The sequence below is a fragment of the Mycobacterium sp. E2989 genome, assembly GCF_001667595.1.
Classification (GTDB): domain Bacteria; phylum Actinomycetota; class Actinomycetes; order Mycobacteriales; family Mycobacteriaceae; genus Mycobacterium.
In genome coordinates this window covers 14,574-28,915 of record NZ_LZJX01000108.1, presented here as the reverse complement: position 1 = coordinate 28,915, position 14,342 = coordinate 14,574, and the positions used below count along the sequence as shown (strand labels likewise).

The window sequence follows — 14,342 nt, the reverse complement described above, 5'->3', positions numbered from 1 at the left end:
AAACCTCCTCCTCGCTGAGCCCAGATTGCCGAATCGATATCGAAAGGGCCTAGTCGGGACCAAAAGTACCCAGTACCATGGGTACCGTCTGCAGCACCCAATGAAGGGACGCCAGCGAGAATGACTACTGCGGTAAAACCGGATGGGCCCAGCCGGGAGGAGTTCTCGGAGCGTCTGCTGAAGGGCTCGGTCAAGAAGTCTTACGAGCCGGTCGTCGACATCGACTGGGACGCCCCGCTGGATCCCGACAAGTTCTACCTGCCGCCTCGGCTGGTGTCGCTGTACGGCACGCCGATGTGGGACGAGATGACCCGCGAACAGCAGATCGAGCTGTCGCGTCAGGAGTTGGTCAACACCCTGTCGGCCGGGATCTGGTTCGAGAACATGCTCAATCAGTCGTTGCTGCGGACGATCCTGCACGAGGACCCGACCAGCCGGTCGACGCACTACAAGCTGACCGAGCTCGGCGACGAGACCCGACACATGGTCATGTTCGGTAAGGCCATCGAGCGCATTGGCGCAAAGCCGGTGCGCCCCGGGCGGTTTCACCGCACGATCATCAACGCGCTGCCCCTGGCCTTCCAGCGCGGCTCGATGCTGTGGGTGGCGGCGCTGATCGGTGAGGAGATCTTCGATTCGCTGCAGCGGCAGATGATGGACGACCCGGAGTTACAGCCGATCATCCAGCGGCTCATGCGAATTCACGTCACCGAGGAAGCGCGCCACATCCAGTTCGCCCGCGACGGCGCGCGCAAGCGCGTCGCCGAGATGCCGCGCCTCAACCGGTGGTTCATGGCCAACATCAACGGGCTGGGCGGGTACTTCTTCAATTACCTGTTCAGCAACCCCATCCCGTACGCGCGCACGGGCCTGGACCCGAAGCGGGCGCGGCGGGCCGCGCGGACCAGCCCGCATCGCCGCGACATGCAGGTCGCCGGCTTCGCCCCGCTGGCGGCGTTCCTGACCGAAGTGGGGCTGCTGGGCCCCCTCGCACGCCGCGGCTGGAAGCGCAGCAGGTTTCTGTGACGCGGCCGCCCGGCCCCGGCGAGCCCCGCCACCCGATCGCCGTCCTCGGCGCGCCCGACGGCCCCCGCTCGGCGTTGCTGGCGGCCGGCCTCACCGACTTCGTCGTCGTTCCCTCGGCAGTCCAATGCACGTTCGACGACGCCACCGATACCTGGCTGTTGACCACGGCCGACGGGGAGGACGTGCAGGCGCGGGCCGTCGTCGCCGCCGGCCCGGCGCCGTTCGTGCCCTGGCTGCCGGACATCGCGGGCCGCGATGAGTTCCTTGGCGCGTCGTTTCACGCCGCCGCCTGGGACCCGGATTTCGATCCGTCCGGCAAGCGCATCGCCGTCGTCGGCGTCGACGCCACGGCCGGCCACCACATCCGCGGGCTGATCGAATCGGCGGCGTCGGTCACCGTCTTCGCGCACTCGCCGCGCCGCGTTGTCACCGAACTCCCGCGGTGGCCGACCCGCGCCAAACGCTGGCTGCGGCGCCGCATCCGGCCGGCCGCCGAGCTCCCGGCTTTGGCCGCCGCGCCGATCGACGCGGTGACCGCGACGGGCCTGCGCACCCGCGACGGCGTCGAGCACCACCTCGACGCGATCGTCTACGGCACCGGGTTCTCGATCGCCGACGAACTGCCCGATCGGGCCCTCGTCGGTTCCGGCGGGCTGACCCTCCGGCGGGCGTGGCGCGACGGCATGGAGCCGTTCTACGGGGTGGCGGTGTGCGGATTTCCCAACTACTTCTTCCTCACCGGCCCCGACACCGACGCGCAGGCCCGCTACCTCGCCGAGTGCCTGCGGCTGATGGAGCGCACGTCCAGCAGCCGCATCGAGGTGCGCGCCAGCAGCCTGCGGGTGTTCAACGACCGCGCCCAGCTGGCACCCGACCGGCCTCCCGCGGCCGCGGCGGTCTTCGACGTGTCGGCGAGCGCACCCGAGCGCGACGACACCTATCACGGGGCGGCGACGCTGGAGATCGCCGGCGCCCGTCATCCGGTCCGGGTGCGGCTCGCCGGCCACCTCGACCCGATCGACGGCCGCTACCACTGGCAGGGAACGGTGTCCGGTTCGCCGTCGCGGCCGCTGCCCGACGATGCGCTCAAGCAAGCACGGACCGCGACGCTGACGGTCGGCCGGAGCAGCGCCGCCGCGCGCATCGTCGAACAAACGCCGTGGGGCACGCACTCGATCGCCGGCGTGGGCGCGCCGCCGTACGCATCCCGCTGACCTCTTTTCGCCTGCTTATCGCGATATTTTCCGGGCGTTTGGGGACCCCCGTAACGGGGTAACCCCGGCGAGTGCGCGTGCTGCGCAGCGAATTCGAACGATATGTTCGGTGCGGTAGAGGCGGGGGCCTCGAACGGGTGGGGACTCGCACGCGCCTCACTCATACCGCGCCCCCTGCGTTGCGCGCTCGGGGCGCCGCGCCCGTGGGCTGCTCTTTCCGTTGGCGTCTTGGCCGCTGCACCCGAATTAGACTTTTGCCGCTGAGGGCGGATACTCAAGCAGTCGGCCCGGCAGCGATTCGAGGAGCAGCGATGGAACCCGACGGCAGGACCCAGGTGGGCAGCCGCGTTGCGACGTCCCATCCGTCGTCGCCCGCCCGGGTATTCGAGCGCCTCGACACCACGCGGTCCGGCCACGGAGAGGGGTCGCGGTGGCGAGCTCGGTAGCTGAGTCCCCCAGCACGCTGGCCGTCGCGACACGGACGGACGAATCGGTCACCGTGCTGACCGTCGACGGCGTGCTCGACACCACCAACTCCGCGGCCCTGCGCGACCACATCCTGCAGGCCACGCTGGACGAACCCGCCGCCGTCGTCGTCAACATCTCGGCGCTCAAGGTGATAGCCGAACTGGCGTGGTCGACCTTCATCGGGGCGCACTGGCAAGTCCGCAGCAACCCCAATGTGCCGATCGTGTTGGTCTGCGCGCACCGCGGCACCCGCGAGGCGATCGCCCGCAGCGGCGTCGCCTACTTCATGCCGGTCTACTCGACCGAGAAGGCGGCGATGAAGGCACTGGGTCAGCAGAGCCGGCGGGCGGTGCGCCGCGCCGACGCGCAGTTGCCAGCCGACCTGACCAGCCTGCGCGAATCACGGCGCCTGGTCCGCGAATGGCTGACCGCCTGGTCGCAGTCCACGCTCATCCCCGTCGCGCTGGTCGTGGTCAACGTGTTCGTCGAGAACGTGCTGGAGCACACCGCGAGCATGCCCGTGATGCGGATCGAGAGCCACGGCGCGACCGCGACCATCGCGGTGTCCGACAGCAGCCACGCCCCGGCGCTGCGGCTGCCGTCGCCGGGCCCCGGCATCGACGTCTCCGGCCTGGCGATCGTCGATGCGTTGTCCCGGGCGTGGGGCAGCACCCCCACCTCGTCCGGCAAGACGGTGTGGGCGGTCATCGGCCCCGAAAACCAGCTCTGACGCCTTATTGTCTGGGAACCCGCGCACGGGTAGAACTAGAACACGTTCTAATCTCGTGTGACGACCCGTTCCAGGAAGGCGGATGACGTGCGGTTCACCTACGCGGAGGCGATGACCGACCACCGGTACTACATCCCGCTGGCCCAGGCGGCCGAGGCGGCGGGTTATCACGCGATGACGATCGCCGACAGCATCGCCTATCCCTTCGAGTCCGACTCGAAGTACCCGTACACGCCGGACGGCGACCGCGAATTTCTGGACGGCAAGGAGTTCATCGAAACCTTCGTGCTGACAGCGGCTTTGGGCGCGGTGACGACGAAGTTGCACTTCAATTTCTTCGTCCTCAAGCTGCCCATCCGGCCGCCGGCGCTGGTGGCCAAGCAGATCGGCTCGTTGGCGGCGATGACCAACAACCGGGTGGGTTTCGGCGTCGGCACCAGCCCCTGGCCGGAGGACTACGAGCTGCTGGGTGTCCCGTTCGCCAAGCGCGGCAAGCGCATGGACGAATGCATCGAGATCATTCAGGGCCTCACCACGGGTGACTACTTCGAGTTCCACGGCGAGTTCTACGACATCCCGAAGACCAAGATGACGCCGGCGCCCACCCAGCCGATCCCGATCCTGATCGGTGGGCACGCCGACGCGGCGCTGCGCCGCGCCGCGCGGCTGGACGGCTGGATGCACGGCGGCGGGGACCCGGAGGAACTCGACGGGCTGATCGCCAAGCTCAAGCGGTATCGGGAGGAAGCCGGCAAGACCGGGCCGTTCCAGATTCACGTCATCTCGGTCGACGCCTACACCGTCGACGGCATCAAACGCCTCGAGGACAAGGGCGTCACCGACGCCATCGTCGGCTTCCGCATTCCCTACATCAAGGGCAAGGACACCGAGCCGCTGGAGACCAAGATCCGCAATCTGGAGATGTTCGCCGAGAACGTGATCGCGAAGGTCTAGCGGCGGTCGCGAGCGCGGCCGCCATCAGGCCGGGCGGAGCGGGCCGCCGCCATCAAACCCGGCCGCTTATAGCGGGTCCCACTTCGGGGCCCGTTTCTCCCGGTGCGCCATGGCCGCCTCGACGGGATTGTTGGTGAAACCGCTGAGGATCTGGGTGCGGTTCTCGATCTCGATGGCGTGGCGCAAGCTCGGCGCGTCCAGCGCCGCGTTGAGGCCGATCTTGGTCTGCCACACGCCGTAGGCGTTGTTATCGGCGATCGAGCGGGCCACCTTCAGCGCGGCCGCCATCAGCTCGTCGGCGGCCACCACCTCGTGCACCAACTTGATGCGGTAGGCCTCGGCCGCGTCGATGATCCGTCCGGACAGCATGAGTTCGCGCGCCACCCCCGCGCCGACGATCTTCGGCAGGAGGTAGCTGGTGCCCATGTCCATCGACGAGAAGCCCGCCTTGATGAACGCGGACCCGAACCTTGCCTGCTCGGACGCGACCCGGACATCGGAGACCAGTGTGAACGCCAGCCCTCCCCCGACGGCGACGCCGTTGACCGCGGCGACCACCGGAATGGGCAACTCGTAGATCCGGACGAACAGGTCGGCGAGCCGGACCTGGGAGTCGTAGTTGACCTTGAACGGCGGGGTCGACGGCCTGGGCTTGGTCCACGGCTCGCCGGTGCCGCTCAGGTCGGCACCCGCGCAGAATCCGCGACCGGCGCCGGTCAGGATCGCGGCCCTGAACTCGCCAGTGGCGAGTTCGGCCAGGGCGTCGTCCACGCCGTCGATCAGCGATCCGTCGATGGCGTTGAGACGCTCGGGCCGGTTCAGGGTGACGAGGGCGATGTCGTCTTCGAGGGTTTCCAATTCCACTGCGGGCATGGGAGAAACCGTAGGCGACGCGGAAGTTCACGGAAGGGGCATACGGTGGTTTTGCCGCGACGTCGAAGGAGAACCATGGCGCGAACCGAAGGTGACAGTTGGGACCTGGCCAACAGCGTGGGAGCGACGGCCACCATGGTCGCCGCCGCCCGGGCCGCCGCGAGCAACCGGCCGCAGCCGGTGATCACGGATGACTTCGCCGAACCCCTGGTGCGTGCCGTCGGGTTGGACGTCTTCACCAAGCTGGCCAGCGGTGAACTCGATTCCGACGAACTCGAGCGGACCGTGGGCTTCGCCCGGATGGTCGACACGTTCGCGGCCCGCGCGCGGTATTTCGACGACTACCTCGCCGCCGCCGGCGAAGCGGGGCTGCTGCAGGTGGTGATCGTGGCCTCGGGTCTGGATTCGCGCGCCTACCGGCTGCGCTGGCCGATCGGAACGATCGTGTACGAGATCGATCAGCCCGAGGTGATCGCGTTCAAGGCCGCGACGATGTCGGAGATCGGGGCGGCGCCCACCGCCAAGCTTCGCGAGGTCGGGATCGATCTGCGCGAGGATTGGCCGGCGGCGCTTCAGGACGAGGGCTTCGATCCGGCCCATCCCACCGCATGGCTCGCCGAGGGGGTGCTGATCGGATGGCTGCCCCCGGAGGCCGAGGTTCGGTTGCTGGATTCCATCATCCCGCTGTCCGCCGAGGGCAGCCGGTTCGCCGCCGACTACGGAACGGTGACCGGGACTTCGCCGGAGGCCCAGGAACAAGCCCGGCTGATGAACGAGGGCTGGCGACGATGGGGACTCGACATGGACCTCGGCAAGTTGACGTACCCGGGCGAGCACACCGACGTCGCCGCGCATCTGCACGACAACGGGTGGGACACCACCCAATCCCGGCTGACCGATCTGTTCGCCGCCGCGGGGCTGCCCGAGCTGGGGCCGACGGCCCAGCAGGTTCCGGCGACTACGATCAATTTCGTTCGGGCCGTTCGGGTTTAGCCGGCGCCCCGCTTGGCCAGCCACTCGGCCTGCATCACCAGCAAGGCCATCACCTCCAGCTGCGGGGTCTCGGGGTCCAGTTCGCGGTAACGCTGGTAGACGTTGACGACGACGCGCTCCGCGTCCAGCCAGGTCCCGTACTCGCCGAGGTCGATGGTGTCCGCCGCCTCGGACCACGACAGGCCGCGGCGATACGCGGCCTCGGCCTGTTCGGACACATGCGCGAGATACCCACGGACGGCGCGGATTCCGTCCGGGTCGCTGACGGGCCCGTGGCCGGGCACCACCGTCGGCGCGTCGAGCCCGATCATGGTGTCGCACGCGGTGATCCAGTTGGCGATCGGGCCGGCCCACACGATCGGGGTGCAGCCGATGAACAGCAGGTCGCCGCCGAACAGCACCCCGGCATCGGGCACGTGCACCACCGAATCCGCGGCGGTGTGCGCGGGACCCAGGTTCAGCAGGTCGACGCGCCGCCCGCCCACCTCGATGGTCAGGTCCCGCTCGAAGGTCTGATCGGCGTTGCGCACCGTGATGCCGCTGAAGTCGAAGTGCCCGAACCGGTCTCGCGTGTAGGGCGTCGCGACCGGCCCGAGGTTCGCGGTCTGCGCCATCGCCAGCATCTCGGGCGCCATGCCGTGCGCGATCTCCTCGGCCGTGCCCCGCGCGGCGATGATCCGCACCGAGGCGTCGAGCAGTTGATTGCCGTGGGTGTGGTCCCCGTTGGAGTGCGTGATCAGCGCGTCAGTGATGGGTGCCGTCGAGGTGAGATCTCGCATGGCGGTGAGCATTTCGCGGGTCAGCGCCAGGTCGAACAGGGTGTCGACGAGCAGCGACGCCCCGTCGCCGGCGACCAGCCCGGCGTTGCTCCAGCCGTAGCCGCCGTCCGGCAGCGTCCAGGCCCACACCCGGTCGGCGACCAGGTGCAGGCCGCGGGTGTAGGGCACCTTCGCCGGCGCGCGGTTCACCCGGGGCGCGGCGGGCGCGGCGTCCGGATTGGGCCGGGCCGCCAGCGGGTGCGGCGCGCCGCTGGCGCGCACGGTCTGCCGGGTCTCGCCGAGTCCCTGGACTTGCAGCGTGACGACGTCACCGTCGTGCAGCCAGCCGGGGAACGCGTCCAGCGCCGACGGGTTCAGGTGCTCGACCAGCGTGCAGGTCGGCACGGTGCCCGACCCGATGACGTCGCCGGGGGCGAGCGTCACGCCGCGCGAGGCGTAGGAGATGACTTCGCCGAAGCTCCAATCCATTTGGGCGGTCGAGCCCGATCCGATCACGGCGCCGTTGACCAGGGCGGTGACCTGCAGATCCAACTTGCCGTTTCGTCGATACGGCTCGAGCTCGTCCGGCGTCACCAGGTACGGGCCCAGCGTGACGCCGCTGTCCTTGCCCTTGCCCTGGCCGATCCCCAGTTGGCTCTCCATTTGCTGCAGGTCCCGCGCCGACCAGTCGTTGAAGATGGTGTAGCCGATGATGGCCCGTTCGGCCTCGTCGACCGAAAGGTCCCGCCCGCCGGTGCCGATGACCGCGGCGATCTCCAATTCGAAGTCCTGCCACGCGCTTCCGGGCGCGGTCGGCGCGTCGTCGTAGGGGCCCAAAACGGTTGCAGGGCAGGCGAAGTAGAACGCCGGAATGCGATACCAGGTGTCGGCGAGCGTCCGCCCGGCGCCCAGCGCCGCCTGGCAGTTGCGCATGTGATCCAGAAAGCACAACGAGTCGCGGATGGACGGCGGGCGCGGGATCGGCGCCAGCAGCCGCAACCCATTCACGGGCACCGGCGCCGTGACGCGCAGCGCCTCCTCGCCCGCCGCGCGCAGGCCGTCGGCGCCGCGCCCGATCAGCTCGAGCAGCGTCACGCCCGCGGGCATGGCGTGGATGGCGTCACCGGAGAGCACCCCGGTGCGTTCAACGTCGGCGTCGGCGTAGGTCACCCATTTCATTCGCGCACCACCTCACTCGGATCCTTGTCCGGCCGCAGCCCGCGCCAACTCGATTGGCGCAACCGGTCATCCGGGGTCCACTCGCTATAGCGCACCTCGCCCACCAGCACGGGCTCGACGTACGTCACGCCGCGGGCCTCGCTGCGGGGAAGGGGCGGGTCGAACGGGGATCGGTCGGTGTGCAGCGGCGCGAGGGTCTTCTTCAGGTTGGCCAGGTCGCGTTCGGTGAAGCCGGTCCCAACCCGCCCGGCGAAGTGCAGGCCCCCGTCGGTCGGGATGCCCATCAGCAGTGAGCCGATGCCACTGCTGCGCCCGCCCTCCCCGGCCTTCCACCCGCCGATCACGACTTCCTGGGTGTTCCAATGTTTGTCCTTGATCCACGACGCCGAGCGGCGGCCGGGCTGATAGGTGGAGTCGCGCTTCTTGGCGACCACGCCCTCCCAACCGTGCTTGCGGGAATGCTCCAGGGCCTGCTTGCCGTCGCCCGGCAACAACTCGGGGACGATGAGACCGCCGCCACTGGCCAGCGTTTCCAACAGCTTTCGGCGGTCCTGGTAGCGCGCCCGCAGCAACGACCGGCCGTCCAGGTACAGCAGGTCGAACGCCCAGAATTCCACCCGGCTCCCCCGCCCCCGGTTCTGCATCGCGTGAAAGCTCGGCACCCCGTGCGCGTCCAAGACGACGGCCTCGCCGTCGAGGACCACGTGGTGGTCGGCGAGATCGGCTGCCAGCGCCCGCAATTGGGGATACTCGTTGGTCACCTCGCGGCCCCGCCGGGACCGCACCCGCAGGTCGCCGTGGTCGATCTCGACCAACAGCCGGTAACCGTCCCATTTGCCTTCGAAGGCCCATTGGCCCGCCTTGCGCGCCGCGATCGAGCCGTGGGCGGCGAGCATGGGCGCGATCCCGTCGAAGTCGAAGGCCTTCTGCTCCTTCATCCGGTGCGCCAGCCACTGGTTGCCGTTCGTTTGAATCAGCGCGTAGCGGCCGGAGACCTTGCTGCCGTGCAGGTTGACGATGACCTCGTCCTCCAGGAACTTCTCCGCCTCGTAGGTGCCGGCGTCCCAAATGATCACCTTCCCGGCGCCGTACTCCCCTTTGGGGATGTTGCCCTCGAAGGTGGCGTATTCCAGCGGATGATCCTCGGTGTGCACCGCCAGGTGGTTCACCGAGGTGGTTTCGGGCAGGTTCTTCGGCACCGCCCACGACACCAGCACGCCGTCACGTTCCAGCCGAAAGTCATAATGCAGACGGCGGGCGTGGTGCTCCTGGATGACGAACGAATTGCCTTGTCCGGTGGTGGGTTTGGTCCGCGGAACCGGCTCTGGGGTTTTCGACGCGTCCCGCATACTGCGGTACTTGCTCAGCCGGTCCGGGACGGCGACGTCCTGGTCGAGGGCCGCCAGCAGATCGCCGTCGCGCGCCACCCGCTCCAGCACCTCGTCGTAGCGCAGCTGGCGCAGCTCCGGATCGCCGATCTCCGCCCAGGTGCGGGGCGCCGCGACCGTAGGATGTTCGCGTCCGCGCAACGAATACGGTGCGATGGTCGTCTTGGATCCGTTGTTCTGGCTCCAGTCGAGGAACACCTTTCCCGCCCGCAGGCTGCGGGTCATGGTCGACGTGACCAGCTTGGGCATCGACTGCTCCAGTTGCTGGGCAACCCGTTTCGCCAACACCGTGGCGCCCTTGCTGCTCACCGGCTCCGCCAGCGGCGCGTACAGGTGCAGGCCCTTGCTGCCGCTGGTGAGCGGGAACAGCGTCAACCCGATCCCGTCCATCAGATCGCGGACGGCGTGGGCCACCTCGCACAGCTGCGCCATGGTCACGCCTTCGCCGGGGTCCAGGTCGAACACCAGGCGGGTGGCCGGGCCGGGCTTGAGCTCCTCGGCCTTGCTCCGCGTCCACTCGGCGACGAATCGCCACTGGGGCACGTGCACTTCCAGGGCGGCCTGTTGCGCGATCCAGGCCAACCCCTCCGGGGTGTCGATGATCGGATACGTCGTGGTGCCGGACCGGTGCGTCACGCTGGCGCGCGGCAGCCAGTCCGGCGCCGACGAGGCCAGTTGTTTTTCGAAAAACGAATCCTGCTCGACGCCGTTGGGCCAGCGCTTGCGGGTGGCCGGGCGCCCCGCGACGTGCGGGATCATCACCTCGGCGATCCGGGTGTAATAGTCGAAGACGTCGCGCTTCGTGGTACCGGTGGCGGGGTACAGCACCTTCTCGGCGTTGGTCAGCCGCACCAGGGGCGCCGCCGTCGCACTCATAGTGTCAACGTACGTCGTCTGGCGAGGGGTGAGGTTATGGCCCGCGGGCTGGTGATCGGCGAGGCGCTGATCGACAGGGTCGAAAACCCCGGTGACGCCGAGCGCGGAATCGCCGAGCATGTCGGCGGCAGCCCGCTCAACGTCGCGGTCGGGCTCGCCCGCCTCGGCCACGAAATCGACTTCTTGACCCACATCGCCGACGACGAAGCCGGGCGGCGCATCGCCGAACACCTCACATCCGCTGGCGTCCAGCTGGTTCCGGGAAGCACGTCGGCGCGCCGGACGCCGACCGCGCGCGCGACGATCGGTGAGGATGGCACGGCTACCTACACATTCGACCTGGATTGGCGGCTCGCCGGTACGCCCGAGGCCGCGCCGCCGCTGTTGGTGCACACCGGGTCCATCGCCGCCGTGCGCGAGCCCGGCTGCCTCGCCGTCGCGGCGCTGCTCGACGCCTACCACGTGTCGGCCACCGTGAGCTTCGATCCCAACGTGCGCCCGTCGCTGATCGCCGACCCGACGCTCGCCCGCGCGCGCATCGCGCACCTGGTGGAGCGCAGCGACATCGTCAAGGCCAGCGACGAGGACCTGAGGTGGGTCGACCCCGATCACCAACCGGAACGCACCGCGAGAAGCTGGCTGGCCTCGGGGCCGGCGATCGTCGTCGTGACGATGGGCGCCCGCGGGTCGTTGGCGTTCTGCGCGGCCGGCGAGGCGCGGGCGGCGGCCCGGCCGGTGCGGGTGGTTGACACCGTCGGCGCCGGCGACGCCTTCACGGTCGGCCTGATCGACGCGCTGTGGGGAATGGGAGTGTTGGGCGCCGACCGGCGAGCCGCCCTGCGCAACATTCCCGTCGACGCCCTGACGGCCGCGCTCGAGGCGGCCGGCCTGTCGTCGGCGCTGACCGTCGGCCGCGCCGGGGCGGACCTCCCCGATAGCGCCGCGCTGCGCGCCCAGGCAAACGGGCCCTAGCCCGCCGGCAGGCTTCGATGCGGTCACGAGCTGCGGCGCAACGGCCCCGCGTCCTGTTAGCCGGCGAACTGTATGGGCATACTGACTTACATGCGCTCCATCTGGAAGGGCTCGATCGCGTTCGGACTGGTCAACGTCCCGGTGAAGGTGTACAGCGCCACCCAGGACCACGACATCAAGTTCCATCAGGTGCACGCCAAGGACAACGGCCGCATCCGGTATCAGCGCGTGTGCGAGTTGGACGGCGAGGTCGTCGAATACCGCGACATCGCCCGCGCCTACGAATCCGACGACGGCCAGATGGTCATCATCACCGACGACGACATCGCCACCCTGCCCGAGGAGCGCAGCCGCGAGATCGAGGTGCTGGAGTTCGTGCCGGCCAGCGAAGTCGATCCGATGCTGTTCGACCGCAGCTACTTCCTGGAGCCCGATTCCAAGTCATCGAAATCCTATGTGCTGCTGGCCAAGACGCTCGCCGAGACGGATCGGATGGCGATCGTCCACTTCACGCTGCGCAACAAGACGCGGCTGGCGGCGTTGCGCGTCAAGGACTTCGGGAAGCGCGACGTGATGGTGGTGCACACCTTGCTGTGGCCCGACGAGATCCGCGACCCGGATTTCCCGGTGCTGGACAAGAAGGTCGAGATCAAGCCGGCCGAACTCAAGATGGCCGGTCAGGTCGTGGAGTCGATGGCCGAAGACTTCAACCCCGACCGCTACCACGACACCTACCAGGAGCAGCTGCAGGAGCTGGTCGACGCCAAACTCGAAGGCGGAGAGGCGTTTACCACCGAGGAGCAACCCAAGGAGCTGGACGAGACCGAGGACGTCTCGGACCTGCTGGCCAAGCTGGAGGCCAGCGTCAAGGCGCGCTCCGGTGGCGCAAAAGCTCCGGCCAAGAAGGCGCCGGCCAAGAAAACGGCCGCGAAGAAGACCGCCGCCAAGAAGACCGCGGCGAAGAAGGCACCGGCCAAAAAGGCCGCTTCGAAGTCCTGACCCCGCGCGCTCAGCGGCGTCGGGTCGCCAGGAACCGGGTCGCCGCAGCGATCAGGTTGATCACCGCGACGATGATGATCAGGCTCAGCGCCGCACCCCAGATGCGCAGGAAACCGGCGTGTTCGGGGTTGGTGAGCTCGGTGTAGATCAGCAGCGGCAGGGAGGCCATGTTGCCGTGGAAGATGTCGACGTTGATCGACCGGCTGTATCCGACCAGCACCAGCACCGGGGCGGTCTCGCCGACGACCCGGGCGACCGACAACAAGACCCCGGAGACGATGCCGGGCATGGCGATCGGGAACACGATCCGCATGATGGTCTTCCATTTGGGCACGCCCAGCGCGTAGCTGGCTTCCCGCAGATCGTCGGGCACCAGCCGCAGCATCTCCTCGGCGGACCGCACCACCACGGGCAGCATCAGCAGCACCAGCGCCAGCGACACCGCGAACGAGCTCTGCTGGAATCCCAGGGTGGCGATCCAGAGGCTGAAGATGAACAGCGCCGCCACGATGGAGGGCACCCCGGCGAGCACGTCGACCATGAAGGTCGTCAGCCGCACCAGCCGCCCGGAACCGTATTCCACCAGGAAGACGGCCGTCATCAGCCCGAGCGGCACGGACAGCAGGGCGGCCACCCCGGCCTGCACCACGGTTCCGTACAGCGCGTGATAGATGCCGCCGGCGAACTGCTCCGGTAGCACGCCGTGCAGCGAATGCGTCCACCAGCCGGTCCGGGTGACCGCATACCAGCCGCGGGCCACCACGACCGACAGCACCCAGACCAGCGGGACCAGCGCGATGAGGAAGGAGGCGACGAAGAAGACGGTGGCCGCGCTGTTGGTGATCCGGCGCCGGAAGCTCACGGGCCGGAACGCCTGGGTTTTGACCGGCCGGTCGAACACGCTGGCCGTCATCCGTTGACCTTCCCGCCGGCGATGGCCCGCGCGAGTGCGTTGACGACGAAGGTCAAGACGAACAGCGCGAATCCCGCGGCGATGTAGGCGCCGGTGGGCAGCGGTTCGCTGAATTCGGCTGCGGCGGAGGCGATCTTGGAGGCGAAGGTGTAGCCGCCGTCGAACAGCGACCAGTTTCCCGGGCGCGCGGCCGAGCGCAAGATGATCAGCACCGCCACCGTCTCGCCGAGCGCGCGGCCCAGCCCCAACATCGACGCGGCGATGACACCGCTGCGGCCGAACGGCAGCACGGTCATCCGCACCACCTCCCACTTGGTGGCTCCCAGCGCCTGCGCCGCTTCCATCTGGATGTGCGGGGTCTGACGGAACACCTCGCGGGACACCGAGGTGATGATCGGCAGGATCATCGCCGAAAGGACGATGCCCGCGGTGAAGATGGTTCCGCCGCCGGCCAGCGACACGTTGCCCTGCCTGAACAGGAACAACCAGCCCAGGTTGCGGTTGAGGAACGCCGCGACGGGCTCGATCTTGGGCGCCAGCACGAAGATGCCCCACAACCCGAAAATGATCGAGGGCACCGCGGCCAGCAGGTCGACGACGGCGCCGAACGGGCGGGCCAGGCGCTTGGGCGCGTACTGGGTGAGGAACACCGCGATCCCGACCGCCACCGGCACCGCGAGCACCAGCGCGGTCAGCGAGCTCAGCACCGTGACCATCAACAGATCGCGGATGCCGAAGGCGAGCTTCGCCGGGTCGGTGGTGCTGAACTGTGCGCTGGTGAAGAAGTTCGCGTGGTTGACCCGCAACGACGGAACGGCACGAATCAGCAGAAACACCGCGATCAGCAGGATCGCGACCACGATCGTCGACCCGGCGGCGGCGGCCGTCAGCTTGAAGAGCCGGTCCCCCCGCCGAGCGGAGGGCGCGCCCAGCGCCTTGAGCCCGGGTTTTTTCGGGGTCGACGGGCTGGCTACCGCTCCTCGGGTCACTACCACCTCA

The 14,342-nt window shown here is 68.7% G+C and carries 12 protein-coding genes; 7 read left to right on the top strand and 5 right to left on the bottom strand.

The window, feature by feature from the left end:
* The first annotated feature begins 120 nt into the window (after positions 1 to 120).
* The 4 genes from A5680_RS18965 (at position 121) to A5680_RS18950 (ending at position 4,392) form a co-directional block, all read left to right on the top strand.
* Positions 121 to 1,026, top strand: a complete 906-nt coding sequence (locus tag A5680_RS18965) for a diiron oxygenase (protein ID WP_055402692.1) — start codon at positions 121 to 123, stop codon at positions 1,024 to 1,026.
* A gap of 224 nt (positions 1,027 to 1,250) precedes the next feature.
* Positions 1,251 to 2,240: a DUF4873 domain-containing protein gene (locus A5680_RS18960; RefSeq protein WP_231977658.1), complete on the top strand. Its 990-nt coding sequence runs from the start codon at positions 1,251 to 1,253 to the stop codon at positions 2,238 to 2,240.
* A 430-nt stretch (positions 2,241 to 2,670) separates the two neighbouring features.
* Complete coding sequence (locus A5680_RS18955; protein ID WP_231633805.1) at positions 2,671 to 3,438, top strand: STAS domain-containing protein; 768 nt, start codon at positions 2,671 to 2,673, stop codon at positions 3,436 to 3,438.
* 87 nt (positions 3,439 to 3,525) lie between these two features.
* The gene (locus A5680_RS18950; RefSeq protein WP_055402690.1) at positions 3,526 to 4,392 is read left to right on the top strand and encodes an LLM class flavin-dependent oxidoreductase; all 867 of its coding nucleotides are present in this window, start codon (positions 3,526 to 3,528) and stop codon (positions 4,390 to 4,392) included.
* Between the two features lie 66 nt (positions 4,393 to 4,458).
* Here A5680_RS18950 and A5680_RS18945 read toward each other — a convergent pair whose 3' ends face one another.
* On the bottom strand, positions 4,459 to 5,256 hold the full coding sequence (locus A5680_RS18945) for an enoyl-CoA hydratase/isomerase family protein (RefSeq protein ID WP_197499816.1): 798 nt from the start codon (positions 5,254 to 5,256) through the stop codon (positions 4,459 to 4,461).
* 84 nt (positions 5,257 to 5,340) lie between these two features.
* Here A5680_RS18945 and A5680_RS18940 point away from each other — a divergent pair, with 84 nt between their 5' ends.
* Positions 5,341 to 6,258, top strand: coding sequence for an SAM-dependent methyltransferase (locus A5680_RS18940; protein WP_067822044.1), 918 nt, complete (start codon positions 5,341 to 5,343; stop codon positions 6,256 to 6,258).
* Here A5680_RS18940 and A5680_RS18935 read toward each other — a convergent pair.
* Together A5680_RS18935 and A5680_RS18930 are read right to left on the bottom strand one after the other, a co-directional pair.
* Positions 6,255 to 8,195: a fumarylacetoacetate hydrolase family protein gene (locus A5680_RS18935; RefSeq protein ID WP_067822042.1), complete on the bottom strand. Its 1,941-nt coding sequence runs from the start codon at positions 8,193 to 8,195 to the stop codon at positions 6,255 to 6,257. The two genes, A5680_RS18940 and A5680_RS18935, sit on opposite strands and share 4 nt — an antisense overlap.
* Complete coding sequence (locus A5680_RS18930) at positions 8,192 to 10,459, bottom strand: ATP-dependent DNA ligase (RefSeq protein WP_067822040.1); 2,268 nt, start codon at positions 10,457 to 10,459, stop codon at positions 8,192 to 8,194. The genes A5680_RS18935 and A5680_RS18930 overlap by 4 nt, the downstream gene beginning before the upstream one ends.
* Before the next feature lie 36 nt (positions 10,460 to 10,495).
* Here A5680_RS18930 and A5680_RS18925 point away from each other — a divergent pair, with 36 nt between their 5' ends.
* Together A5680_RS18925 and A5680_RS18920 are read left to right on the top strand one after the other, a co-directional pair.
* A complete protein-coding gene (locus tag A5680_RS18925; protein WP_067822038.1) occupies positions 10,496 to 11,431 on the top strand; it encodes a carbohydrate kinase in 936 nt (311 codons plus the stop codon).
* A gap of 90 nt (positions 11,432 to 11,521) precedes the next feature.
* Entirely contained in the window at positions 11,522 to 12,430 is a 909-nt protein-coding gene (locus A5680_RS18920) for a Ku protein (protein WP_055404766.1), read from the top strand.
* Positions 12,431 to 12,440: 10 nt separating this feature from the next.
* Here the strand turns inward: A5680_RS18920 and pstA are convergent, their stop codons facing one another.
* Positions 12,441 to 13,343: a phosphate ABC transporter permease PstA gene (gene pstA, locus A5680_RS18915; RefSeq protein ID WP_055404760.1), complete on the bottom strand. Its 903-nt coding sequence runs from the start codon at positions 13,341 to 13,343 to the stop codon at positions 12,441 to 12,443.
* Complete coding sequence (gene pstC / locus A5680_RS18910) at positions 13,340 to 14,338, bottom strand: phosphate ABC transporter permease subunit PstC (RefSeq protein WP_067822036.1); 999 nt, start codon at positions 14,336 to 14,338, stop codon at positions 13,340 to 13,342. Before pstC ends, pstA begins: the two co-directional genes overlap by 4 nt.
* Between the last annotated feature and the right edge of the window lie 4 nt (positions 14,339 to 14,342).